The following is a 24,340-nucleotide window of genomic DNA, read 5'->3' as shown; positions in this document are numbered from 1 at the left end:
CACCTCACCCCGCGCCCCACAAGGCTGCGAAACACGCTGTGTTCTACCGTACGTAGAAACTCAGACAAAAAACAGGTAAATTTGGTCATGTATCTGTAGCGAAGAATGTGCAGGCACCGCGGCGCTCAGCCACGGATGCGGGAACAAGAAGGATGTAGCAATGGCAAGTCTTGGGGAACTGGAACGGGCAGTGATGGATCTGCTCTGGGCGGGCCACGAAGCAGCCACCGCAAATACCCTGCGTGACAAACTGGCAACCAGCACGGAGGCCAAAGGGGATGCGGCCGGCCATGAGGGCAAGGAGCTTGCCGTCACCACCGTCCTGACTGTGCTCTCACGTCTGGAGAAGAAAGGCCTTGTGGAGCGGGAACGTGGCACCAGGCCGCACCGCTACCAGGCTGTTTCCAGCCGGGAAGAACACACAGCCGAACTGATGCACGAAGTGTTGGGCTCCGCCCCTGACCGTGAAGCCGTGCTGGCGCAGTTCATCGGGTCTGTTACCGCAAGCGAAGCCGAAACACTGCGCAAACTGCTCGGCCACGTCTAGCGGGCCCATGTTCTGGACCTCATACCTGCTGGCGGTCCTTGCGATAGTGCTGGCGTGGCCAGTGCCTATCTTTCTTTCCCGCGCCCGGTGGCCGGCCCGGTCGCCCTTCACCGCCATGCTCCTCTGGCAGGCAATCGCGCTGGCCGGCGGGCTCTCGATGATCGGCGCCATGCTGGTTTACGGCCTGGAACCGGTGGGCGACAACCTGATCGCCGGCCTGCGTGCCCTCGCGGGCATGGTCCTCTTTAATGCGCCCACCACAGCACTCGGCTTCTGGCATCTTTTTGCCCTCTCCGCCGCGGCCCTGCTGACCGCACACCTGGTTTTCACCCTGCTGCTCACGTACTACAAGATCGAGCGCCAGCGCCGGCGCCACCGTGAGCTGCTTGCCCTCCTGGCTTCGCCTTCGGCCGAGGGGGCGGGAACCGTGGTTATCAATCACGACTCCCCCGTGGCCTACTGCCTGCCCGGCGGGGCGCGCTCTGTCACTGTGCTCTCCGACGGCCTGATGGCAGCCCTCGAACCGGCCGAGCTGCGGGCAGTCCTGAGCCATGAAAACGCCCACCTCAACCAGCGCCACCACCTGCTCCTGTGGGCCTTCGCAGCGTGGCGCCAGGCGCTCCCCTGGCTTCCCACCACCAGGCTCGCCCAGGAGTCCGTGAACTCGCTGATCGAGATGCTGGCTGACGACGTTGCGCTGAAGACGGAGAGCCGGGCAACCCTCATCAAAGCCATTGCGATCGTGGCCAGCGGGTCGTCCGGCGGCGGCGGGGCTTTCCGGCCGGCCGCCCAGGCCGGCCTTGCCCTCGACGGGCTGGAGGCCGCAGCAGGCGTAACAGGCTCCGACGCCGCCCGCACCACCGCTTCACGGGTCAGCCGGCTGCTCTCACCACAGCCTGAACTCTCTGCCACGGCCCGCGCCACGGTGCAGGTCTGCTGCGTCCTGCTGCTTGCCCTGCCGACGGCCCTGCTGATCGTGCCGGGCCTGCTGGGCTAAGTGCGCCCTGCTGAGCCCGCCGGTCAGGCGTCGATCCGCTCCCGGTCCAGGCTGGATGCGCCCGCGATGATGAAGTCCTTCCGCGGCGCCACATCTGAGCCCATCAGCAGGTCGAAGGTGTCCTCGGCCTGCTTGGCGTTCTCGATGCCCACCTTGCGCAGCGTCCGGTGCCGGGGATCCATGGTGGTCTCCGCCAGCTGTTCGGCGTCCATCTCGCCGAGTCCCTTGTACCGCTGGATCGGCTCCTTGTAGCGCTTGCCTTCCTTCGCCAGCCGGGCGAGCAGCGCGTGGAGTTCCGCTTCAGAGTAGGTGTAGATCATCTCGTTGGCCTTCTGGCCCGCATTGATCACTTCGACGCGGTGCAGCGGCGGGACGGCGGCAAAAACGCGTCCCTCATCAATCATGGGCCGCATGTACCGGAAGAACAGGGTCAGCAGCAGCGTCCGGATGTGGGCGCCGTCCACGTCGGCGTCGGTCATGAGGATGACCTTGCCGTACCGGGCGGCGCTGATATCAAAGCTGCGGCCCGACCCCGCACCAACCACCTGGATCAGGGCAGCACATTCTGCGTTGGAGAGCATGTCCCCCACAGAAGCCTTCTGGACGTTGAGGATTTTGCCGCGGATGGGCAGCAGCGCCTGGAAGTCCGAGGACCGTGCCAGCTTTGCCGTTCCCAGCGCGGAGTCACCTTCGACGATGAACAGTTCGGAACGCACGACGTCGTCCGTCCGGCAGTCAGCGAGTTTGGTGGGCATGGACGACGTTTCCAGCGCGTTCTTGCGCCGCTGCGTCTCCTTGTGGACCCGCGCGGAAATACGGGACTTCATCTCGCTGACAATCTTCTCCAGCAGCAGCGCAGAGTGGGCTTTGTCGTTGCGGTTCGCAGAGTTCAGCCTTGCGGTGATCTCCTGCTCTACGACCTTGGCGACGATGGCGCGCACTGCCGAGGTGCCAAGGATCTCCTTGGTCTGGCCTTCGAACTGCGGCTCAGCCAGCCGGACCGTCAGGACCGCCGTCAGTCCGGCGAAGATGTCATCCTTTTCGATCTTGTCGTTGCCCGCCTTGAGTTTGCGGGCGTTGGCTTCCACTGCCTTCCGGAACGTCTTGACCAGGGCCTGCTCGAAGCCGGACTGGTGGGTTCCGCCCTTGGGCGTGGCGATGATGTTAACAAAGGTGCGGACCGTGCTGTCATAGCCGATCCCCCAGCGCAGCGCCACGTCCACTTCACAGTCACGCTCAACCTCGGCGAGCTGGCTGTGGCCGCGCTCATCGAGGACCGGCACGGTTTCCTTGAACTTGCCCGAGCCGTGGAGCCGCCAAATATCGGTCACGGCGGGGTCCGCCGCGAGGAAGTCGACAAACTCCGAGAGGCCGCCGTCGTGGTGGAAGACCTCCTCGTGGGGACCTGCTTCACCCGGAGTGCCAGCCAGCCTGCGTTCATCGCGGACTGTGAGCTTGAGCCCGGGAACCAGGAATGATGTCTGCCGCGCCCGGGCGGCCAGTTCGTCGTAGGAGAACTTTGCGTCCGGCGTGAAGATCTGGCGGTCAGCCCAGTAGCGGATCCGCGTTCCCGTGACGCCGCGTTTCGCCTTGCCAATAACGTCCAGCACCGAGCCGTCCACAAACGGCGCGAAAGTCGCGGCGGGATCGACTTTGCTGCCCTGGTCCTGGAAGCGTCCGGGTTCACCGCGGCGGAACGACATTTTGTACGTTTTGCTGCCACGGTCGACTTCCACATCCAGGCGGGCGGACAACGCATTCACCACGGAGGCGCCAACGCCGTGCAGGCCGCCGGAGGCGGTGTAGGAACCGCCGCCGAACTTGCCGCCGGCGTGCAGCTTCGTGAACACCACCTCGACGCCGGTGAGTCCCGTCTTGGGTTCGACGTCCACCGGGATGCCACGGCCGTCGTCGTGGATTTCCACCGAGTTGTCCGCATGGAGAATGATTTTGATGTCGTGCCCGAAGCCCGCCAGCGCTTCGTCCACGGAGTTGTCAATGATCTCCCACAGGCAGTGCATCAGGCCGCGCGAGTCAGTGGAGCCGATGTACATGCCGGGGCGTTTGCGGACGGCTTCGAGGCCTTCCAGGACGGAAAGGTGCCTGGCGGTGTAATCAGAACTTGGTGCCACGGGTGGTGAACTCCTTCAGTGACGGAACAGCTGGCGCTGCGGACGCTCGTTCAAGCCTAGTCGGCGCGGGCGCAGAGGGCCTGCTGCCACACTTCGCCCGGGCTGTGGCCGGGGCCACTCGTGATGTCTCCGTGACCCAAATCCGCGGCTTGAGACATTCTTGTGGCTACGCGGTCAGCGAACTTGACCCGTCCTTGCGACGGGATTGATACGAATGCTGGTTATATAGACATACAGATCTACTAAGGAGGCCGATATGACAACAGCAGTGGCAGACCGCACACTCAACGCACTGGACCGGTGCGATCGTTGCGGGGCTCAGGCATATGTCCGCGTTGTACTTGAGACCTCCGGCGGTGAGTTGCTCTTCTGCGGCCACCATGCCCGTGCAGTCGAGGCGACACTCAGGCCCTTGAGCTCTGACTGGCACGATGAAACCGGCAGGCTTCACGAGAAGGCTCCCGTAGCCGTCGACTGACCTGCAAGACATCCGGACAGGACCCCCTCCCATGGGAGGGGGTCCTGTTTTGTCTTAAGAAGAAACGCGGGGTCAGTTGCCGCCCGAAAATCCTTCGACTTCGGGAGGAAACTGACCCCGCGTTGCGTGGGTCTGATTTAGTCCAGGTAGTCCCGGAGCACCTGCGACCGCGAGGGGTGGCGGAGCTTGGACATGGTCTTGGACTCTATCTGGCGGATACGCTCGCGCGTGACGCCGTAGACCTTGCCGATTTCGTCTAAAGTCTTCGGCTGGCCATCGGTGAGGCCGAACCGCATGGCCACCACACCGGCTTCGCGTTCCGACAGCGTGTCCAGCACCGAGTGGAGCTGTTCCTGCAGCAGCGTGAAGCTCACGGCGTCGGCGGGAACCACCGCTTCGGAGTCCTCAATGAGGTCACCGAACTCGGAGTCGCCGTCCTCGCCAAGCGGGGTGTGGAGCGAGATGGGCTCGCGGCCGTACTTCTGGACCTCTACCACCTTCTCCGGCGTCATGTCCAGTTCGAGTGCCAGCTCTTCAGGCGTGGGTTCGCGGCCGAGGTCCTGAAGCATCTGGCGCTGGACGCGGGCCAGCTTGTTGATGACTTCCACCATGTGCACCGGGATGCGGATGGTGCGGGCCTGGTCAGCCATGGCGCGGGTGATGGCCTGGCGGATCCACCACGTGGCGTACGTGGAGAACTTGAAGCCCTTGGTGTAGTCGAACTTCTCCACTGCACGGATCAGGCCCAGGTTGCCTTCCTGGATGAGGTCCAGGAACAGCATGCCGCGGCCGGTGTAACGCTTGGCCAACGAAACCACCAGGCGGAGGTTGGCCTCAAGCAGGTGGTTCTTGGCACGCTTGCCGTCATGGATGACAAACTCAAGCTCACGCTTGAACTTGGCGTCCATGGAACCGTCGTCGGCGTTGATCTTCTCTTCGGCAAAGAGCCCGGCTTCGATCCGGAGCGCCAGGTCGACTTCCTGCTCGGCATTGAGCAGCGCAACCTTACCGATCTGCTTGAGGTAGTCCTTTACGGGGTCGGCCGTGGCACCGGCGGACATTACCTGCTGGACAGGGGCGTCGTCGTCGTCGGCGTCCGAGTAGACAAAGCCCTTGCCGGTGGCTGCCGATGCGGCCTTGGCTGCGTCAATCTCGGTGTCTTCGCCGGCATCGCCGCCCTCAATCGCGGCGTCGTCGAGGTCTTCGACGTCGTCGTCATCGGAATCCGATGCGCCACGTGCGGCTTTTCCGGCTGCTTCGGCAGCAGCTTTGGCACCGGGCTTGGGCCCGCGCTTCTTGGGCTCGGGCTTGCCGTCGACGGCGGTGTCACCGGCGGCGGCATCCTTGACGGCTTTGTTGGCTGCCCGCGTCGCTGCTCGCTTGGCGTTCGTTGCAGCCTGCTTCTCCTCAGGGGACAAGACGTCCTGGGTGGCGGGATCCTTCTTCGCGGAAGACGGGGTCACAGAAAACCTTTCTAGCGGCGGTCTGTGGAATCACCATACGGGCAACACCACTATGACCCTGTCAAGTCCGTGATCAACATCAGGTACAAACCACGGCCGCAGAGTCTACAAGTAGAACTGCCGGGGCGGCTGTAATGTTCCCGTCAGGGGCCAATACATGCACTTGATACACGGACCCAACCGGGTCTCGGCATCCATTGTCTCACGGTTTTCCCGTAGAAGGCTCAAGAAGCAGCAGGAGCTAGGCTGCGTCCGTTTCGAATCGACGCCAGGCAGCCTCCTTCCGAGCAGCCCAGCCGCACAGGGTTCCGCGCCGCACCAGTTCCAGCATGAGCTCGGCGAGCCGGTAGCCCGGTTCTTCGTCAAGGGCCCGGCCGAGATACGCGGCAGCGTACGATCCCCTCCCCCGGCACCATGCAATCCAGCCGCGGCCGGTCAGGGCAGCAGCGCCGGGCTGACCACCGCACGCCGAAAGCTTATCCAGGACGGCATCCAAACTGTTCAAGCAGTCCCAGGCAGGAACCTCGGGCTCCAGACCCAGCAGATCCTCGCCATAGCCTGGCAGACCGCCCCCACCCGCGTAGGCGCTTCCCGAGTCGCCCTTGCCCAGGCCTGCAGGACCAACCGGCGCAAGGTTGCAGCCGTCTTGGAAGATGCCAAACGCTTCGGCACCCGCGAGTGCGGCCGGCATGCCCGCCGCGGCCATAACGAAGACCGCATCACGCCAGGCGGGGACGCGCAGGGAGGCCCGCAGGAACGCGACGTCGTTCGCTGGCAACTCCTGGCCGGCGCCGGTAAGGACGGAGCCCCACTGGGCCAGGAGGCTGTTGAGTTGTTTCCTGCTCCCCCGGCGCGGGTCCAGTTGCGCTGCCCAGGCGTCCTCCGACGCCAGGACTGCGGCACGCTCCTCACCGGACACCGCGGCCGCCGGGAGGGTGCCGTTCTCGGGCGCCGGCCCCACGCTGCTGCCGCGATAGACCATTTCGGCGTTCAGCATGCTGTCCCTGATCACCTGCACGGGCATGCCCGGCAAGGGGCAGCACACCAGGTCAGTGCAGGTAGCGCTCCGCCAGTAGTCGTCTCCCACGTACCACGCGTCGCGTACGGTCATGCCCGCGGCGTCGAGGCGACTTTCCAAGGCGTCCAGGAGACCCCGGTAGGTGCCAGGCGGTTCCATCCAGCCGTGGTTCGTGAAGATAGCCAGCAGCGCGCCGTCGGCATTGCGGTCGGCCGAGAGGTAGTCGCGCACGGTCCGGGCGTAATCCCGCGGGTCTGCGAGCGTTTCCGGGCCGGGCAGGTCAAGCCGCAGGGTCGCTCCGAGCCGTTTTCCCTGCATGGTCATGGCCACCAGGCTGTCTGCGGGCCAGTACCCCAAGGAATGTGGAATGAACCCGAGGATATCTTCAGGGCCTCGGACGGTCAGGTGTTCTGGAGGTTTCATGACTCCAGCCTCGGGCCGGCGCCCCCAGCGTTGAAGCCCCCAGCTCCGCTATGTCAACAACCGCCTCTGGCAGGCCGATGTGGAGGACAAGTGCCAGTCCTATTCCGCACTGTCCTGTCGGCGGCGCTGGGCAAGGCTGGCCCGCCGCTGTGCCATGGCCTGCAGCAGCGGGGCCACCACCACACCTTGCGCCGCCATCTGGCGCCGCACCTTTCGGCGAGTCCGCAGCATCATGACGGCCCCGAACCCAAGCAGCAGGAAGTGCACGCTCAACGCGATCCGGAAGGGTTCAAGGCCGTAGAGTTCGCCGCCGGAATAGCCGCTGGCCAGGAGGACGTCCAGCACGAAGCCGATCAGGAAAATCGCCACCAGGGCCGCGATGAATCCCCCCACGTTGACGATCCCCGTGGCAGTACCGATCCGGTGTGCGGGATTGAACGTCCGGGCGAAATCAAAGCCGATCATGGACCCCGGCCCGCCAATCGCCAGCACCACCACCAGGATGGCGAGCAGCCACAGCGGAGAGCGGCCCGGCGTCAGTAGCACAGCGGCCCACGCTGCTGCCGTAGCGCCCGATATCAGCAGCACCATGGTGGACCGGCGGAGCGGGTGCCGGGCGACAAAGCTGCCGATGAAGGGACCGGCGGCGAGTCCGGCGGCAACGTACAGGGTCATCAGCCCTGCCACCGTTCCCGCTTCCAAACCCTGCCCGGAGATGAGGAACGGGTAGCCCCAGGTCATAGCAAACACGGTGCCGCTGAACTGGATGGTGAAGTGGCTCCACATCCCCAACCTGGTCCCGGGCTGGCGCCACGCACTGGCGAGTGAGACGCCGGTTGCCCGCAGGCCACGCTGGACTTCGGGGGTTACGGTTCCGGGCGGCTGGTCCTGCAGGAGGACCACCACCAGGACCACTGCCAGTCCGGACATCCCGGCGAGCATCAGGAAACCGGGGGTCCAGCCGAAGGAATGCAGCACAAAGGCGAACGGCAGCACGCTGAAAAGCTGTCCCAACTGGCCGGACATGCCCGTCAGCTGGGTGACCAGGGGAACCCGCGCCGGGGCGAACCACAAAGGGATCAGGCGGATCACGGAGATGAAGGTCATGGCGTCGCCGGCGCCCACCAGCACCCGCCCCGCCACGCCGCCGGGAATGCTCTCGGCAAAAGCGAGCTGGAGCTGGCCGAGGCCCATCAGGACGGCCCCGCCGGCGATCATGGCCCGTGAGCCGAACCTGTCCACAAGCACGCCAACCGGGATCTGAAGGCCCGCGTAGACGAGCAGTTGCAGCACCGTAAAGAAGGAGATCGCGGAGGCGCTGGCGTTAAACCGCTCTGTAGCTTCAAGCCCCACCACGCCGAAGGACGTCCGCTGCGAGACCGCCACCAGATACGCGAAGATACCGATGGTCCAGATCAGCCAGGCTCGGGGGGAAGTCACTCCCTCATTATGCCCGGGCCGCGCCGCGCACCATGGCAACCGTCTGCCATGCGGACACGTGCCCGCCCGGGCAGCCGGACAGGCTAGAGGCCGGGGTTCTCGCGGGCAAGGTACGCCTCGACGGCCGCGCCCAGTTCGTCCCCGTTCGGCAGTTCGTCATTCTCATCCGCCAGCAGCGACCGCCGCACGGTGCCGTCGGCCTTCTCGTCGTACCGTTCCTCAAGCCGGGAAACCACTTGCCGGACGTCTTCGGAGGCTTCCACCTGCTCGCCGATCTGGCGGGCCACTTCCCGGCCTGCTTCGCGCAGCCTGTCAGTGGGGAGCATCAGGGACGTGGCCGCACCCAGGAATTCGAGCCCGGCAACTGCGGCGGTGGGGTACTCCGCTTCTGCGAGGTAGTGCGGGACATGGATCACGTACCCTGCAACGTTGCGTCCGGCGTCCACGAGCCGCAGTTCCAAAATGTGGCCCACAGCCGCCGGGACATCCACCGTGGGCTTCCAGACGGAGATGCCCTCAATGAGTTCGGGGCGGTTGCCATGGACAGTGACGCCCACCGGCCGGGTGTGCGGCACCGGCATGGGGATGGAGTGGATCCAGGTCACGAGATTCACGTCGAGCTTCTCCACAATGCCGACAACCGCGCGTGCGAACCGCTCCCACTGCAGGTCGGGTTCGAACCCTGCCAGCAGCAGGAACGCGTTGCCGAGCCCATCCTTTAGTTTGTACAGAGCCAGCTTCGGCGCCTGGTAGTCCTGCAGATGGTCTTCAACGAAGGAGATGTGGGGCCGCCGCGACCGGTAATCGATGAGCTGGTCGGCGTCGAAGACTGCCACCGTTTCAGCATCGAGGGTGTCCAGCAGCTCGGCGTTGATTTGCTTAACCACGTGGCCGGCGTCGGCAAAGCCGGTGAAACCCATCACCAGGTTCAGCCCGCGGAGCGCCGGGCTGTGGAACAGCTCGATGTTGCTCGCGTAGAGCGCATCGGGGTCCAGCAGGGAGCCGGAAATCCGTTCAAGCACAGCGTCTTCCTTTCCAGGATTCGGGTGGATACGTTGTACAACGCTGCCGGGGGTCCCGGCATTCCGTCAGCGGGTGTGGCGCAAGTCTCAGGAGATTCCGCTCCCGCGCCTACCAACGGCTACGATCGACAAGTGGCCTGCCGGACGGGCTAGCCGGCACCCCGGCTACGTCGCGACCGGACGGCCGCAGGACTTCCGTGGCCAGCGCCAGACATCCATTCCTGCGCGAACAGCCTTTTCGAGAATTGAGGACTTTACCCCGTGGTCAAGAATACTGAAATCAACCTTAGTACCCTCGCCAAGGACCTGAAGAGGGCCAGCAGTGACGCCGTTGTCATCGGCGTGGGACAGGGCCCCGACGGCCCCGTGCTGCTTGAGAACCCGCTGACCGCGAAGTCAGCCGAGGCGCTGACTGATTCCCTTAAGGTCCTGGGGATCACGGGGGCCGCCGATCAGGCGGTCAGGCTTCCCGGCCTGCCTGAAACCGGCGCCGGCGTGCTTGTCCTGGCAGGCGTGGGCAAGGTCGCCGCCGGCCAGCCGCTGTCCGAAGAGGCACTCAGGCGCGCTGCCGGTTCCGCCGTCCGCCAGCTGGCTGGCCTGCCCACCGTTGTTCTGGCATTCCCGACGACGGGAGTCGCCGACGTCGCGGCAGTCGCCGAGGGTGCCGCTCTGGGCGCTTACGCCTTCACCGAGCACAGGTCCACCAGCGACGGACTGAAGGATCCGGTCCGCAACGCGGTGATCTATACGGACGTGGCGTCAAGCGACGAACTGAGCGCCGCGCTGAAGCGCGCGGGCCTGATCGGCCAGGCAGTTAATGCCACGCGATCGCTGGTCAACCAGCCGCCCAGCCATCTCTACCCCGAATCATTCGCCGAGGCCGCGAAGGAACTGGCCAAGGGCCTGCCCATCAAAGTGACGGTCTGGGATGAGAAGCGTCTGGAGAAGGAAGGCTTCGGCGGCATCATGGGCGTCGGCAAGGGCTCCACCCGCCAGCCGCGCCTGGTGAAAGTGGAGTACTCCCCCGCCAAGGCGACCAAGAAGATCGCACTCGTCGGGAAGGGAATCACCTTCGACACCGGCGGCATTTCCTTGAAACCGGCCCTCGGCATGGGTGACATGAAGAGCGACATGGCGGGCGCCGCCGTCGTCCTTAACACTGTGCTGGCAATTGCGCGTCTTGGCCTGCCCGTCAAGGCCACCGCCTGGCTGTGCATCGCCGAAAACATGCCCGGCGGCGCGGCATCACGCCCCGCGGACGTCCTCACCATGTTCGGCGGCAAGACCGTTGAGGTGCTGAACACCGACGCCGAAGGCCGCCTGGTCATGGCGGACGGCATCGTCGCAGCCAGCCGCGAATACCCGGATGCCATCATCGACGTCGCCACGCTCACCGGTGCGCAGCTTATTGCCCTCGGCAACCGCACAGCGGGGGTTATGGGCTCGGACAGCGTCACCGCCCCGCTCAAGGCGGCCGCCGACCGCGCCGGCGAACTGGTATGGCCCATGCCCCTGCCCGAGGAGCTGCGCCCCAGCATCGACTCCCAGGTGGCGGACCTGGCTAACATCGGCGAACGGCACGGCGGCATGATGACCGCTGCGGTCTTCCTGCGCGAGTTTGTGGGCAAGGGCAAAGACGGGGAACAGATCCCCTGGGCCCACATCGACATTGCCGGCCCGTCCTTTAACAACGGCAGCCCGTACGGCTACACGCACAAGCAGGCCACCGGCTGCACTGTAAGGACCCTGGTGGCCTACGTGGAGGATGTCCTCGCGGCAGCCTGACCCCGTTCCGTCTGTGACGCGCGGCTTTGTGGAACCGGCGTGATCCGTCGGGCACAAAGCCGCGTGACACTGGACACAAGCGCTCCACAAACGCAGCTGCGAGGTGGAGCATGGATAAGTGGTTCGCTAAGGTAAACCACGGTAGTGACAAATGAAAGAGAACCTGCCTGCTGGCATAATCACGGCAGTACAAGTTCCAAAGACCAGATGATGCGCAAGCTCGCGTCATCGTTCACGCGAGGGAGCGTCTAAGTGGCCGATCAGGCAACTGCGCAAGAATTCGACATCCTGGTACTCGGTGGCGGAAGCGGCGGCTACGCCACCGCCCTGCGGGCCGTTCAGCTTGGCTTCACCGTTGGTCTCGTCGAAAAAGGCAAGCTCGGTGGTACGTGCCTGCACAACGGCTGTATCCCCACCAAGGCCCTGCTGCACTCAGCCGAGCTGGCCGACCACGCCCGCGACTCCGCAAAGTACGGCGTGAATGTCACCCTGGACAGCATCGACATCACGGCTGTCAACGCTTACAAAGACGGCATCATTGCCGGCAAGTTCAAGGGCCTTCAGGGCCTGATCAAGTCCAAGGGCATCACTGTCATCGAAGGCGAAGGCAAGCTGACCGCCCCGGACACCGTCACCGTCAACGGCACGGCCTACAAGGGCAAGAACATTGTGCTCGCCACCGGCTCGTACTCGCGCACCCTGCCGGGCCTGGAAATCGGCGGCAAGGTCATCACCTCCGACGAAGCCCTCACCATGGATTACATCCCGAAGAGCGCCATCATCCTGGGCGGCGGCGTGATCGGCGTCGAGTTCGCCTCGGTGTGGAAGTCCTTTGGCGTCGACGTCACCATCGTGGAGGGCCTGCCCTCGCTGGTCCCGAACGAGGACGCGACAATCGTGAAGAACTTCGAGCGTGCCTTCAAGAAGCGCGGCATCAAGTTCTCCACCGGCGTGTTCTTCCAGGGCGTTGAGCAGAATAACGACGGCGTCAAGGTCACCCTGGTGGACGGCAAGACGTTCGAGGCGGACCTGCTCCTCGTGGCAGTTGGCCGTGGCCCCGTGACGGCCAACCTGGGCTATGAGGAAGCCGGCGTCACCATCGACCGCGGCTTCGTCATCACCAACGAGCGCCTGCACACCGGTGTTGGCAACGTCTATGCCGTGGGCGACATCGTCCCCGGCGTCCAGCTTGCGCACCGCGGCTACCAGCAGGGAATCTTCGTGGCCGAGGAAATCGCAGGCCTGAAGCCCGTCGTCGTCGAGGACGTCAACATCCCCAAGGTCACGTACTCCGAGCCGGAAATCGCCACGGTTGGTTACACCGAGAAGGGCGCAAAGGAGAAGTTCGGCGAGGACCAGGTGGAAACGCAGGAGTACAACCTCGCCGGAAACGGCAAGAGCTCCATCCTGGGCACCAGCGGCATCGTCAAGCTGGTCCGCCAAAAGGACGGCCCCGTTGTGGGCGTCCACATGATCGGTGCCCGCATGGGCGAGCAGATCGGTGAAGCACAGCTGATCGTGAACTGGGAAGCCTACCCGGAGGACGTGGCCGCACTGGTCCACGCCCACCCGACCCAGAACGAGGCCCTGGGCGAGGCCCACCTCGCTCTCGCGGGCAAGGCACTGCACGGCTAACAGCCCCCGTTTCACCGCAAGACATCAGGGTTTGGTGCACCCGGCTCATTCTGCCGGGTGCACTAAGCTCGAACAGGCAGCAATCATCCGCACAAAAGATCAATAAGGAGAACGGGGACGACATGTCTGAATCCGTTAACTTGCCCGCCCTCGGTGAGAGTGTCACCGAAGGAACCGTCACCCGCTGGCTCAAGCAGGTAGGTGACCGGGTAGAGGTGGACGAACCGCTGCTCGAGGTTTCCACCGACAAAGTAGACACTGAAATCCCCTCTCCAGTAGCAGGCATTATCGAGGAAATCCTCGTAGCCGAAGACGAGACCGCCGAAGTGGGCGCTCCCCTGGTCCGCATCGGTGACGGTTCCGGCGGCGGGGCAGCCCCCGCAGCGGAAGAAGCTCCTGCGGCGCAGGCAGAGGAAGCACCGGCAGAGGAAGCTCCCGCCGCACAGGCTGAAGAAGCTCCCGCCGCAGCGCCTAAAGAAGCTCCCGCTGCAGAGTCCCCGGCCGCTTCCGGCGGCGAAAGCCACGACGTCACCCTGCCCGCCCTGGGCGAAAGCGTCACCGAAGGCACTGTCACCCGCTGGCTGAAAGCCGTGGGCGACACCGTAGCTGTGGATGAGCCGCTGCTCGAGGTTTCCACCGACAAGGTTGATACCGAAATCCCCTCCCCCGTGGCCGGCACGCTTCAGGAAATCCGCGTCAACGAGGACGAGACCGCCGAGGTTGGCGCTGTCCTCGCCGTCATCGGCTCCGGCGCGGCAGCCCCCGCGGCCGCTGCCCCGGCTGGCCCCGCAGCACCCAAGGCCGAGCCTGCAGCACCTGCTGCTGCGCCTGCCCCCGCCCCGGCCGCCTCCGTGGCACCGAAGGCAGAAGCAGCTCCGGCGGCTCCGGCTCCCGCAGCTGCCCCCGCTCCCGCCGCCGCACCGGCGCAGTCTGCCGAGTCCGCAGGCGGCGAGTCCGGCTACGTCACTCCGCTGGTCCGCAAGCTGGCCAACCAGCACGGTGTTGACGTCGCCGCACTATCCGGCACCGGCGTCGGTGGCCGTATCCGCAAGCAGGACGTGCTCGCCGCAGCAGAAGCCAAGGCCGCCCCGGCAGCAGCTCCTGCCGCAGCCGCGGCAAGGCCGTCCGCCGCTCCTGTGGTTGCGTCCACGCTTCGCGGAACCACGGAGAAGGCTCCCCGCATCCGCCAGGTCATCGCCCGCCGCATGCGTGAGTCGCTGGACCTTTCCGCCCAGCTGACCCAGGTGCACGAGGTCGACATGACCCGCATCGTCAAGCTCCGGACCGCGGGCAAGGATAACTTCCTTGCCACCAACGGCGTGAAGCTGACCTACCTGCCGTTCATCGCCAAGGCTGTGGCCGAGGCCCTGAAGCAGCACCCGAAGCTGAACGCCGAGTACAACGAGGAAACCCAGCAGATCACCTACCACAACGCCGAGCACCTGGCGATTGCGGTGGACACCGAAAAGGGCCTCCTGGTTCCCGTGATCTCCAACGCCGGCGACCTGAACCTGGGCGGCATTGCCGGGAAGATCGCCGACGTCGCCTCCCGCACGCGCCAGGGCAAAATCGGTCCTGACGAACTGTCCGGCGGCACGTTCTCCATCACCAACATCGGCAGCGTCGGGGCACTCTTCGACACCCCGGTCATCAACCAGCCAAACGTCGCCATCCTCGGCACCGGCGCGATCGTCAAGCGTGCTGTTGTGGTGGCTGATGAAAACGGCGACGACTCCATCGCCATCCGCTCCATGATGTACCTGTCACTGACCTACGATCACCGTCTGGTGGACGGCGCTGACGCAGGCCGCTTCCTCCAGACCCTGAAGGCACGCCTTGAAGAAGGCGCCTTCGAGGCCGAGTTGGGCCTCTAGCTCCACTGGCAAGACAAGCGAAAGGCGGGGCAGGCGCGGGTGGGAGACCACCGGCACCTGCCCCGCGTTTTGGGTCGAAGGCAGTACTTTTCGCGGCCCTGTGCGTGGCTTTGCTACATTGCGTAGAAGCTACTGGATAAGCTGATCCCATGACTATTGTCTTCAGCATCCTGGTGTTTCTGCACATCGTCGGCGCCGCAATGATTGTTGGCTACTGGATCGCCACCCTCAAAGAGCCCACGGTCCACCCCCGCCAGCGGGACGGCGCCTTCGTGCAGCTACTGACAGGCATCGCCATGATGGGCATCATTCCTATGATGCCCGACGCCGACCCCAACTACTTCAAACTCGGTATCAAGTTCGCCATCGGTCTCGCCGTCGCCGTGCTGGCCGTGATCGGCACCCGGAAGGTCAAGAAGGGTGAACCGGTCTCCACCGGCTTAGCGCATGGCGTTGGTGGACTAGCGCTGGTCAACATTGCCATCGCCACGCTCTGGAACTAATCGCCCAAGCACCGCCCACGACGGCGCCGCTCCCCTCTCCGGGGAGCGGCGCCGTCGGCGTCTAAGCCCCTTTCGCGCTCATAATCCACTGAGAGCGGACAGCCCGTGCAAGCGTGCACACGAGTCCCTAGGATGGGAACCGGCGGGCTGCGGCAACTGCCTGGCCCCGGATGGAATCAATGTTGAGGAGCGACATGGCTACAACACGCAACGCGCACACTGTTTGGACCGGCAGCCTGACGGAGGGCTCCGGCAACACTACGCTGGACAGCTCAGGCCTCGGCACGTTCGACGTCACCTGGAAGGCCCGCACCGAGGCCGCCGAGGGCAAGACCAGCCCTGAGGAACTGATCGCTGCGGCGCACTCCGCATGCTTCTCCATGGCGTTCAGCCATGAACTGAGCCAGGCCGGCTTCACCCCGGACGAAGTCAACACCAAGGCCGAGGTTGGGTTCCAGCCGGGCACCGGCATCACTGGCAGCCACCTGACCCTCAATGCGCGCATCCCCGGCATTTCGGAGGAGGACTTCCAGCGCATCGCCGAGTCGGCGAAGAAGGGCTGCCCCGTATCCCAGGCCCTCACAGGCATCGAAATTACCTTGGACGCGACCCTGCAGTCCTGATCCGGCGGCCGGTCCTAAAACGCCGCTAAACCGCACAAAAAGGCCCTGCCCCCACCGGATGACCGGAGGGGGCAGGGCCTTATGTCTGTGCTGCGGCGCGGTCAGCCGCCGTGACGGCGGGCCGGGAGCGGCGCGGGCCGCAGGCGGCGGTAGCCTTCACGGGCCGGGGGACGGTCCGTGGGCAGTTCCTGGATCATTTCCCTCAGCGCGCCGATGCCGTATTCCAGCTGCGGGTCCCGCCCGGACGCGTAAGCGTGCGGCGGATACGTGACTTCGATGTCGGGATCCACGCCGTAGTTTTCCACGGACCATCCCACTCCACCGCCGAACCAGGTTGCGTAGCGTGGCTGGGTGACGCCGGTGCCATCGGCCAGTGAGAACCTGTTATCGATGCCCACCACGCCGCCCCAGGTCCGCGTGCCGATGACGGGCCCGATGCCCCGCAGCTTGGAGACCTGGGTGATGATGTCGCCGTCGGACCCGGCAAACTCATCGGCGAGGATGATCACCGGACCCCGCGGGGCGTGATGCGGGTACGTACGGGGGCGTTCCCCGCGAGGCATGCTCCAGCCGGTGACCTTGCGGCCGATCAGCTCTGCCACCAGTTGCGATGTGTGGCCGCCGCGGTTGCGCCGGACGTCCACAATCAGCCCGTCGAGGGCCGTTTCGGTGTCCAGGTCACGGTGCAGCTGGGCCCAGCCGTTGGCCATCATGTCCGGGATGTGGAGGTACCCGTAGCGTCCGCCCGATGCCTCCCGGACGGTCCGGCGGTTGGCCGCCACCCACTCCTGGTACCGCAGGCGCTCCTCGTCCTTGACCGGGACGACGGCGATGCGCCGCTGCTTCCCTGCCTCGGCTCCGTGGCCGTGGCCGTTGCGCAGGGTCAGTTCCACGGCGCGCCCGGCTGCGCCCACCAGCTGCATGGCCGGTGTCACCGCAACGGACAACGGTACGCCGTCAATGGCGAGCAGCACGTCCCCGGCCATGGCGGCAGCACCCGGCCGGGTCAGCGGCGAGGTGGCCAGCGGATCGGACGATTCCCCCGCAAGGATGCGCGTGATCTCCCAGCCGGCGGGTGTGAAGGCGAGGTCGGCGCCCAGCCGGCCCTGGCCGTTGCTGCCGTTTTCCGTGACCATGGCGGGCCTGACGTAGGCGTGGGACGTGCCCAGTTCCCCGTGCAGTTCCCAGAGCAGGTCCACCAGGTCGTCATGCGAGCCCAGCCGGTCCACCAACGGACGGTACCGCTTGTGGATCGACTCCCAGTCCTGGCCGGCCATATCCTCCGCCCAAAAGAAGTCACGCTGCAGCCGCCAGGCCTCGTCAAAGGCCTGGCCCCAGACGCTGACGGGGTCCATCATCACGCGGATCCTGCCCAGGTCAACCTTGACCAGCTGCCCGGACTCCTCGTCCGCTTTGGCGGCGGAAGGAACAACGCTGACCTGCTTGTCGCTGATCAGCACCACCTTTTGGCCGTCGCGGGAGACCCGGTAGCTGTCCAACGCCTCAACCAGCGTGGCCGGCTTGCGCCGTGCGAGGTCGAAGCGGACCAGACTGGGGCGCGCGTCCTTATCTTCCTGGCTGGCCTTACCGTCGCCCGTGACGCCGGCAAGAGCCCAATCGAGCCAGAGCAGGGCGCCCTCCGTTGCTGTCAGGGCGGTGTAGTTGCCCTGCGGCACCGGGACGCTGATGACGCGGTGGGCGAGCCCCTCCGGATCTACATGGACCGGGGCCACTTCTGTTTCGTCGGCTTCTTTGTCCGGGCTGGCGGCAGGCGTCAGGTCAACAGCCGGACCAAACGGCGACGGCGTGTCCGCCGCAAGTGCCACCAAGTAGGGCTTGATGGGGCTGGGGAAGGAAAGGTCAAACGAGTGTCCGTCGTAGACCGGGTCAAAACTGCGGTTCGACAGGAAGGCCAGGAACTTCCCGTCCGGGGTGAAGCTCGGCGACGCGTCGCAGAAACGTCCGTCGGTGACCTGAACGATTCCCTCGTCCAGCTGCGCCACGTTCGCCAGCCGCAGCCGGCTCCGGGAGCCAAACGACGTGACGGGTTCAGACCAGGCCAGCCAGCGTGAGTCCGGCGACCACGCCAACTCGCCGATGGTTCCCTCACCGATGCTGGTGACCGGTGACAACTCCCCCGTGGCTGTGTTGGCAACGTACACGTCGCCGAAGGAGGTCCCCACGGCAAGCCACTTACCGTCCGGGCTGGCTTCCAGGGCGCTGGCCCGGGACGGCTTCGGAAAGGCAATGCGGGTGGGGGCCGCCGGAGCGGCAGGGGTTTGGCCGGCGGCACCTCCGGCGTCGGCAGTTTTCGCGTCCGAAGCGGGGGCAGCAACTGTGGATGCGGCATCACCGGCAACCACGACGTCGGCAGTCACCACTCCGGCCGGGCCGGCCGCCGGAACGGGGCGGGGAAGCGTGGGCTCCAGTTCGTTCGGTGCGGCTGCATCACGGGTGGTAACCGCAGCGCCAGGAACTGCGCGTGTGTGCACGGACGGGACGGCACCCTGAGGCGCGGCGATGTCGGCAGCGATTTCCTTGATGTAGATGGCCTCCACACCGTCGTGGTCGGCAACGTAGGCGAGCCGGCCGCCGTCGAGCGGCCTGGGCAGCCGCGCCCGGACGCCGGGGGTGGCTTCAACGATGCGGGAAGGCCCGTCCTTGTGCCGGATCCAGTGGACCGTGCCGTGGGCCTCGACGGCACTGGCCGACCCGGACGCGTCCGGGACTACCGCACCCAGGTGTTTAGTGGCCTTAAGCAAGGCCGGGCGCCGAGACTGCGACGCCGAGCCCAGGGTGATGTCCAGGCGTACAGCCTCCGAGGAAAGATCATGGAGGATCCAGAGCTCGCCTGCGGATTCGAAGACGACCCGTTCGCCGTCGCTGGCTGCGTGCCTGACATAGAAGTCTTCGTGGTCGGTGTGACGGCGCAGGTCACCGCCGCCGGGAAGCACCGAGTACAGATTTCCAAACCCCTCATGGTCGGAGAGGAAAGCGATCCGCCCATTCACCCACATGGGGTCGGTGAGGTTTCCGTCCAGTTCGGGAACCAGCCGTTCGAACTCGCCGTTACCGTCGGCATCAATCCAGAGCTTGCCGGCAGTTCCGCCGCGGTAGCGCTTCCACCAGGCCGGCTCACGGGAGAGCACGCTGGCCAGGACAACCGGCCGTTCGTCGCCCACTTCCGGGCCGAAGGCCACGGACTCCACCGGGCCGAAGGGCAGCTCTTCAGCCCAGCCTCCCTCAACGGGCAGGCTGTAGGCGTACGTGTGCCGGCTCTCAGCCTGGCGGAAGGCGCTGGTGACCACTACATCACCGGCCGCGGTAAAGCCCTTGACCTTGGTGGTGCCGTGGCCGAAGTAAGTCAGCTGACGGTAGCCACCGCCGTCCACCTCGGCTGAAACCACTTCCGGGGCTGTTCCCTGGATAACAGTCCAGACCAGCCGTTTGCCGTCCGGTGTGAAGCGCGGGTTGCGTGCGGGCAACTGCAGTGACGAAACACGCCACGCCCGGCCGCCGCTGAGCGGCGCGATCCAGACGTCGTCCTCTGCAACAAACGTGACCAGATCGCCGTGGACGTGCGGAAATCGGAAGTAGCTCGAAGAAGTCATCGTTCGATCATAGTCAACCCACGCTGACGTCCCGGGGACGTACGGCGGTTCCGTCAAAGGTTGGGCCGTGGTGAGATAGATCATGCACATCGTCATAGCCGGAGCCTCCGGGCTGATCGGGACACATTTGTCCGCAACGCTGCGCGGGGCCGGCCATGAGGTGGTTGCCCTGGTCCGCCGCACACCCTCCTCGCCCGCTGAAATCCAGTGGGATCCCGCGGCCCACAGCCTGGACCCGGCGGCGCTGGCCGGAGCGGATGCCGTGATTAACCTGTCCGGCGCCGGGATAGGCGACAGGCCGTGGACCAGTGCCCGGATCAAGGAACTGCTCAGTTCACGGCTCAGGGCAACTCACACCCTGGTTCAGGCCATGGGCAAGCTCGATGACCCACCGCGAGCGTTCATCAGCCAGTCCGGGGCTGATTTTTACGGCAATTCGGGGTCTGCGGAGCTTCGCGAGGACGCCTCGCCGGGTTCCGGCATCCTCGCCCAAATCTGCGTCGAGTGGGAGGCCGCCGCCCGCCAGGCCCCAGCCGGCGTCCGCGTGGTCACCACCCGTTCCGGGATTGTCCTCAGCCGCTCAGGGGGCTCGATGGGACGACTGTTGCCACTACTTCGGCTCGGCGTGGGCGGTCCGCTGGGCAATGGCAGGCAGTATTGGCCCTGGATTACTCTGCCGGATATCAGTGCCGTCTTTGAGTTTCTGGCGGGCTCGGACATTCACGGCCCGGTGAACGTGTGCGCCCCGCAGGAAGCGGACATGAACGCACTGATCGCAGCCCTGGCCTCGGCGCTGCACCGGCCGGCCTTTTTCCGGGTGCCGGCGCCTGCACTCCGGCTGGTCCTGGGCAAGATGGCCGACGAACTCCTGCTGTCCGGCAAGCGGATGGAGCCTGCCGTGCTCAAGGCAGCCGGGTTCCAGTGGCAGCACCCCTCCCTTGACCAGGCCGCTGCCTGGGTTGCCGGACGCTAGTGCTCAGGAGCCTGGAAGGACATCGGTTATCCGCCACTGCCCCTCCAGGGAAACCAGGACGAGCCGAAGATCCTGTTCCGTCCCGGCGGCAGCGGCGGCCACCACCGCGCCGGAGCTGTCCTGTTCCACATAGGACGATGTCGCCGAAGTGACTCCCACTATCGCCTGCCCGGCTGAACCTCCGGGCTGAACCCGGACCTCGGAAACTGTGCTGGTGAAGCCGGCGAGGACATGCCCGGATCCATGGAGTTCGTCCCTCAGCCTTGCATCGGTGGCGGCCGCCGCGGAGCCCGGGGCGTTAACAAGGTCCAGGAGCTCCAGCCGGCCCGAGCTGAGCGCCAACGAGCGGACGGCAGCCAGGCCGTGGACTGCCTCGGCCGGGTCCCTTGAACCCAGCCGCGCCGCGACGGCAGCCGGAATCCCGATGTTGTCCATACCCTCTGCTGCCTGCCGGGACGGGTCCGGATCGGAACCATTCCGCGCTGCCTGGGCTGAGTCGCTGCCGGCGGCCGGCTTGTCGAAGCCGGCCAGGCCTGCCAGCGGTCCGGCCGGCCCGAAGGCACCGGCCGTCCAGATGACACCTGCCACCAAGGCAGCGGCGCCCGCGGCCAGCACAACTGTCCCCCGCCTCTGCGCCGCCTGCGGCACCTCGTCGCCCTGCCTCCGGATACCTGAGCGCTGCCGTTCCGAGCGCTGCGGAGCCGTGGCCGGAACTAAGGGTTCCGGGGGCGTGTCCGGGCTCCGGCGGCCGGTCCCAGGCTGCCGGGCGTGCTTGCCGCGCGGCGTGGACTGTTCCTCTCCTGCGGTCAGGGGCAGCCTGGCAGGGAGGGCCTCGTCTGACCTGCGCGGTTGCGGCTCAGGTGCTCCCGGCTCGGCCGGGAAAGGGAGTGCCTGCCGAACTCCGATAAGTCCGGACCAGCGCGACGTCGAGAGTCTTCTGCGCCAGGCCCGCAGGCCGTTCCGGACAGCACTGTCAGGACGCTCCGGAACGTGACGCCGGGTCAGCAGCTGTGGGATGACCGTGGCATGGACCGAGGACGCGAGGTCTATCGGCAAGGGCGTCGCGCAGCGGTAGATGGCCGTCGCAAGCTCAACGGCCGTGGGCCGCAGCCGACGGTCCTCGTTCAGGCCGGCCTCGAGGGCTGCTGTCAGCTCGGGTGGCACCTCCGGGAGCAGGAGCGATAGTGGCGCGCGGTCTGCACTCCGCCGCGGCGGCTCACCTGTCAGGCAGTACCACCCCAGGGCTGCCACCGAGTAGACGTCACGCTCCGGCTGCAGACCGGCCCGGACCGCATCCACCGGTGCCGGATCCATAAAACCAGCCGTGCCATGGGCCGCCGCTGCCGATGCGTCTCCCACCATCCTGGCAATGCCGACGTCGGCAAGCATCGGTTTGCCGTGCCCCGTGAACAGGACATTTCCGGGCGAGACGTCGCCGTGGGTAAATCCGTTGGCGTGCAGGTAGCCCAGCACCTGGGCGATGGGGGTCAGCACGGTGATGGTCTCTCCGACCGGGAGTTTGCGACGGCTGCCAACCAGGTCTGCCAGCGAGCCGCCGGGCGCATAGTCCAGCAGCAGGCCAATCCCGTTGCTGCTGACCTCCGCGGCACCCGCCTCCCTCGGCTGCTGCGCAAAGCGAACGGCGTCGTGGGCCTTGATCAGATGCTGATGGTCCAGCAGCGAGAGTATCCGGATCTCACGGCGGACGTCTTCCTCGTCGGCGGCTGCGACGGACGGCCCCGACTCAACGGTGCGCGTTCCCCCGCTGCCCTCGACGGCCCCCATACTCCGGATGCCAAGGCATTTCAGCGCAAACTCCCGGCCGGTCCTTTCCTCGGTGACCAGCCACACTGTTGAGCTTCCGCCACGGCCCAACATACGTCCCGCCCGAAACCCCGGAACCACCGGAGCAGTGAAATGATCCATGAGTCATGTCTAGCGGAATCCCGGAATACGCGCAGAAGTTATCCACAGGCAGTCAGCGGTTCGGGCCCGGACCGGGCAGCATGAGAGGTCCGCCACTTATAGCGGACCCCTAAGGGGCCGGGGTCTAAGCTGGATGCCATGACTCTTGAGTTTTCACAGGTGGGTCTCGCCCCGGACTTGGTCGAATACACACGAGGCTGGGACCTGCAACGCGAAATCCACACGAAGGTTGTCGCAGCCGAGGCACCCAGCACGGTCCTGATCCTTGAACACGCCGCCGTCTACACCGCCGGCAAGCTCACGGAAGAGCACGAGCGCCCGCTGGACGGAACCCCCGTGATCCCTGTGGACCGCGGTGGCAAGCTGACCTGGCACGGCCCCGGCCAGTTGATCGCCTACCCCATCATCAAACTCAAGAACCGGTCGGGCATCCGCGACTACGTTGAGCGGCTCGAGGCCGTCATGATCGCTGTCATGGCCGACTATGGCATCAACGCCGAGCGCATCAAGGGACGCGCCGGCGTGTGGATCACCGCGGACAGCAAAGGCCCGGACCGGAAGATTGCCGCCATCGGCATCCGTGTCCTGGATGGGGTCACCATGCACGGGGTGGCCATCAACTGCAACAATGACCTGGCACCCTATGCCCAGATCATTGCCTGTGGCATAACCGACGCCGGCGTCACCACGATGTCCATCGAAGCCGGCAGAACCATCAATCCGAGTGACATAGCCGACCGGTTTATGGACGAGTTCCGCAAACACGAAGAAGCACTCGTTTTAAACCCCGAAGGAGCGCTCCTGTGACATTGGCACCAGAAGGCCGGAAGCTGCTGCGCGTTGAGCAGCGTAACTCCGCTGTACCCGTGGAGCGGAAGCCGGAGTGGATCAAGGCCAAGGTCCAGATGGGTCCTGAGTACGTCCAGCTCAAGAACCTGGTCAAAAAGGAAGGCCTGCACACGGTGTGTGAAGAGGCCGGCTGCCCGAACATTTTCGAGTGCTGGGAAGACAAGGAAGCCACGTTCCTGATCGGCGGCTCCGAATGCACCCGGCGCTGTGATTTCTGCCAGATCGATACCGGCAAGCCCTCCCCGGTGGACATGTTCGAACCCACCAAGGTGGCCCGGAGTGTCCAGGCCATGCAGCTGCGCTACGCCACCGTCACCGGGGTGGCCCGTGATGACCTCGCCGATGAGGGTGTCTGGCTGTACGCCGAGACGGTGCGGAAGATCCACGAGCTGAACCCCGGCACCGGGGTGGAACTGCTGATCCCGGACTTCTCCGGCAAGCCCGAGCACATCGCGGCGATCTGCGATTCCAAGCCCGAGGTCTTCGCGCACAACGTCGAGACGGTGCCTCGGATTTTCAAGCGGATCCGGCCGGCGTTCCGGTACGAGCGGTCCCTGGATGTCATCACGCAGGGCCGGGCCCTGGGCATGGTGACCAAGTCCAACCTGATCCTGGGCATGGGCGAGACCCGCGAGGAGATCTCCGAGGCCCTGCGGGACCTGCACGAGGCCGGCTGTGACCTGATCACCATCACCCAGTACCTGCGCCCGTCCGAGCGGCACCTGCCGGTGGACCGCTGGGTCAAGCCGCAGGAGTTCGTGGACCTGCAGGACGAGGCCGCAGAGCTCGGGTTCCTTGGCGTCATGAGTGGCCCGCTGGTCCGGTCCTCCTACCGTGCCGGCCGGCTCTGGGCCACCGCGATGCGCAAGAAGGGCTGGGAAATCCCCGCCGAACTCGCGCACATCGAATCCTCCGGCAGCACCCGCCAGGAAGCCAGCTCACTGCTCGCCGCCCGATCCTGAGCAGCAAATCTGTTGGGCCCTGAGGGCCGGCACCGGACAACGTCCGGCGTCCGGCCCTCAGTCATAAATCACGTAGAAT

Annotated in this window: 18 protein-coding genes; 11 read left to right on the top strand and 7 right to left on the bottom strand. The window is 65.7% G+C overall.

The annotated features are described in order from the left end of the window. The first annotated feature begins 160 nt into the window (after positions 1 to 160). On the top strand, positions 161 to 547 hold the full coding sequence (locus AC1MCD_RS08185; RefSeq protein ID WP_498677509.1) for a BlaI/MecI/CopY family transcriptional regulator: 387 nt from the start codon (positions 161 to 163) through the stop codon (positions 545 to 547). A gap of 7 nt (positions 548 to 554) precedes the next feature. Next, complete coding sequence (locus AC1MCD_RS08180; RefSeq protein ID WP_498677508.1) at positions 555 to 1,544, top strand: M56 family metallopeptidase; 990 nt, start codon at positions 555 to 557, stop codon at positions 1,542 to 1,544. A gap of 23 nt (positions 1,545 to 1,567) precedes the next feature. On the opposite strand, the gene AC1MCD_RS08175 is transcribed toward AC1MCD_RS08180, so the two are convergent. After that, the gene (locus AC1MCD_RS08175; RefSeq protein WP_498677506.1) at positions 1,568 to 3,676 is read right to left on the bottom strand and encodes a DNA gyrase/topoisomerase IV subunit B; all 2,109 of its coding nucleotides are present in this window, start codon (positions 3,674 to 3,676) and stop codon (positions 1,568 to 1,570) included. 256 nt (positions 3,677 to 3,932) lie between these two features. Between AC1MCD_RS08175 and AC1MCD_RS08170 the strand changes: the two genes are divergently transcribed. After that, positions 3,933 to 4,154, top strand: a complete 222-nt coding sequence (locus AC1MCD_RS08170) for a DUF7455 domain-containing protein (protein WP_275213604.1) — start codon at positions 3,933 to 3,935, stop codon at positions 4,152 to 4,154. 137 nt (positions 4,155 to 4,291) lie between these two features. Here AC1MCD_RS08170 and AC1MCD_RS08165 read toward each other — a convergent pair whose 3' ends face one another. The 4 genes from AC1MCD_RS08165 to AC1MCD_RS08150 form a co-directional block, all read right to left on the bottom strand. Then, entirely contained in the window at positions 4,292 to 5,617 is a 1,326-nt protein-coding gene (locus tag AC1MCD_RS08165) for an RNA polymerase sigma factor (RefSeq protein WP_498677503.1), read from the bottom strand. A gap of 241 nt (positions 5,618 to 5,858) precedes the next feature. Continuing rightward, complete coding sequence (locus AC1MCD_RS08160) at positions 5,859 to 7,058, bottom strand: DUF4192 domain-containing protein (protein WP_498677500.1); 1,200 nt, start codon at positions 7,056 to 7,058, stop codon at positions 5,859 to 5,861. A gap of 99 nt (positions 7,059 to 7,157) precedes the next feature. Beyond that, positions 7,158 to 8,498: an MFS transporter gene (locus AC1MCD_RS08155; RefSeq protein WP_498677498.1), complete on the bottom strand. Its 1,341-nt coding sequence runs from the start codon at positions 8,496 to 8,498 to the stop codon at positions 7,158 to 7,160. A gap of 83 nt (positions 8,499 to 8,581) precedes the next feature. Continuing rightward, positions 8,582 to 9,520 carry a proteasome assembly chaperone family protein gene (locus AC1MCD_RS08150; RefSeq protein WP_190988893.1) on the bottom strand — a complete coding sequence of 313 codons (939 nt, stop codon included), beginning with the start codon at positions 9,518 to 9,520 and terminating at the stop codon, positions 8,582 to 8,584. Positions 9,521 to 9,781: 261 nt separating this feature from the next. Here AC1MCD_RS08150 and AC1MCD_RS08145 point away from each other — a divergent pair, with 261 nt between their 5' ends. The 5 genes from AC1MCD_RS08145 to AC1MCD_RS08125 all read left to right on the top strand — a co-directional run bounded on the left by AC1MCD_RS08145 (position 9,782) and on the right by AC1MCD_RS08125 (position 15,940). Further along, the gene (locus AC1MCD_RS08145; RefSeq protein WP_498677495.1) at positions 9,782 to 11,305 is read left to right on the top strand and encodes a leucyl aminopeptidase; all 1,524 of its coding nucleotides are present in this window, start codon (positions 9,782 to 9,784) and stop codon (positions 11,303 to 11,305) included. A gap of 252 nt (positions 11,306 to 11,557) precedes the next feature. Then, positions 11,558 to 12,940, top strand: coding sequence for a dihydrolipoyl dehydrogenase (gene lpdA / locus AC1MCD_RS08140; protein ID WP_498677494.1), 1,383 nt, complete (start codon positions 11,558 to 11,560; stop codon positions 12,938 to 12,940). Positions 12,941 to 13,062: 122 nt separating this feature from the next. After that, positions 13,063 to 14,814, top strand: coding sequence for a 2-oxoglutarate dehydrogenase, E2 component, dihydrolipoamide succinyltransferase (gene sucB / locus AC1MCD_RS08135; RefSeq protein WP_498677492.1), 1,752 nt, complete (start codon positions 13,063 to 13,065; stop codon positions 14,812 to 14,814). A gap of 149 nt (positions 14,815 to 14,963) precedes the next feature. Next, positions 14,964 to 15,317, top strand: a complete 354-nt coding sequence (locus AC1MCD_RS08130) for a hypothetical protein (RefSeq protein WP_498677491.1) — start codon at positions 14,964 to 14,966, stop codon at positions 15,315 to 15,317. Between the two features lie 194 nt (positions 15,318 to 15,511). After that, positions 15,512 to 15,940, top strand: coding sequence for an OsmC family protein (locus tag AC1MCD_RS08125; protein WP_498677490.1), 429 nt, complete (start codon positions 15,512 to 15,514; stop codon positions 15,938 to 15,940). Positions 15,941 to 16,041: 101 nt separating this feature from the next. On the opposite strand, the gene AC1MCD_RS08120 is transcribed toward AC1MCD_RS08125, so the two are convergent. After that, complete coding sequence (locus AC1MCD_RS08120; protein ID WP_498677488.1) at positions 16,042 to 19,551, bottom strand: S41 family peptidase; 3,510 nt, start codon at positions 19,549 to 19,551, stop codon at positions 16,042 to 16,044. A gap of 82 nt (positions 19,552 to 19,633) precedes the next feature. On the opposite strand from AC1MCD_RS08120, the gene AC1MCD_RS08115 reads away from it, so the two are divergent. After that, positions 19,634 to 20,524 carry a TIGR01777 family oxidoreductase gene (locus AC1MCD_RS08115; protein WP_498677486.1) on the top strand — a complete coding sequence of 297 codons (891 nt, stop codon included), beginning with the start codon at positions 19,634 to 19,636 and terminating at the stop codon, positions 20,522 to 20,524. Positions 20,525 to 20,527: 3 nt separating this feature from the next. Here AC1MCD_RS08115 and AC1MCD_RS08110 read toward each other — a convergent pair whose 3' ends face one another. Beyond that, the gene (locus AC1MCD_RS08110) at positions 20,528 to 22,450 is read right to left on the bottom strand and encodes a serine/threonine protein kinase (RefSeq protein ID WP_498677484.1); all 1,923 of its coding nucleotides are present in this window, start codon (positions 22,448 to 22,450) and stop codon (positions 20,528 to 20,530) included. 138 nt (positions 22,451 to 22,588) lie between these two features. Between AC1MCD_RS08110 and lipB the strand changes: the two genes are divergently transcribed. Further along, positions 22,589 to 23,257, top strand: a complete 669-nt coding sequence (gene lipB / locus AC1MCD_RS08105; protein WP_498677482.1) for a lipoyl(octanoyl) transferase LipB — start codon at positions 22,589 to 22,591, stop codon at positions 23,255 to 23,257. After that, positions 23,254 to 24,261, top strand: a complete 1,008-nt coding sequence (lipA, locus tag AC1MCD_RS08100) for a lipoyl synthase (RefSeq protein WP_498677480.1) — start codon at positions 23,254 to 23,256, stop codon at positions 24,259 to 24,261. The genes lipB and lipA overlap by 4 nt, the downstream gene beginning before the upstream one ends. Positions 24,262 to 24,340: the final 79 nt, after the last annotated feature.

This window comes from Arthrobacter sp. BF1 (assembly GCF_056680215.1).
Note: the sequence above shows the minus strand (reverse complement) of the source record. Positions and strands in the feature narration are given on the sequence as shown.

Coding starts and splice junctions, on each gene's coding strand:
- AC1MCD_RS08185 (WP_498677509.1), top strand. CDS start 161: ATGGCAAGTCTTGGGGAACTGGAACGGGCAGTGATGGATCTGCTCTGG.
- AC1MCD_RS08180 (WP_498677508.1), top strand. CDS start 555: ATGTTCTGGACCTCATACCTGCTGGCGGTCCTTGCGATAGTGCTGGCG.
- AC1MCD_RS08170 (WP_275213604.1), top strand. CDS start 3,933: ATGACAACAGCAGTGGCAGACCGCACACTCAACGCACTGGACCGGTGC.
- AC1MCD_RS08160 (WP_498677500.1), bottom strand. CDS start 7,058: ATGAAACCTCCAGAACACCTGACCGTCCGAGGCCCTGAAGATATCCTC.
- sucB (WP_498677492.1), top strand. CDS start 13,063: ATGTCTGAATCCGTTAACTTGCCCGCCCTCGGTGAGAGTGTCACCGAA.
- AC1MCD_RS08130 (WP_498677491.1), top strand. CDS start 14,964: ATGACTATTGTCTTCAGCATCCTGGTGTTTCTGCACATCGTCGGCGCC.
- AC1MCD_RS08125 (WP_498677490.1), top strand. CDS start 15,512: ATGGCTACAACACGCAACGCGCACACTGTTTGGACCGGCAGCCTGACG.
- AC1MCD_RS08120 (WP_498677488.1), bottom strand. CDS start 19,551: ATGACTTCTTCGAGCTACTTCCGATTTCCGCACGTCCACGGCGATCTG.
- AC1MCD_RS08115 (WP_498677486.1), top strand. CDS start 19,634: ATGCACATCGTCATAGCCGGAGCCTCCGGGCTGATCGGGACACATTTG.
- AC1MCD_RS08110 (WP_498677484.1), bottom strand. CDS start 22,450: ATGGATCATTTCACTGCTCCGGTGGTTCCGGGGTTTCGGGCGGGACGT.
- lipB (WP_498677482.1), top strand. CDS start 22,589: ATGACTCTTGAGTTTTCACAGGTGGGTCTCGCCCCGGACTTGGTCGAA.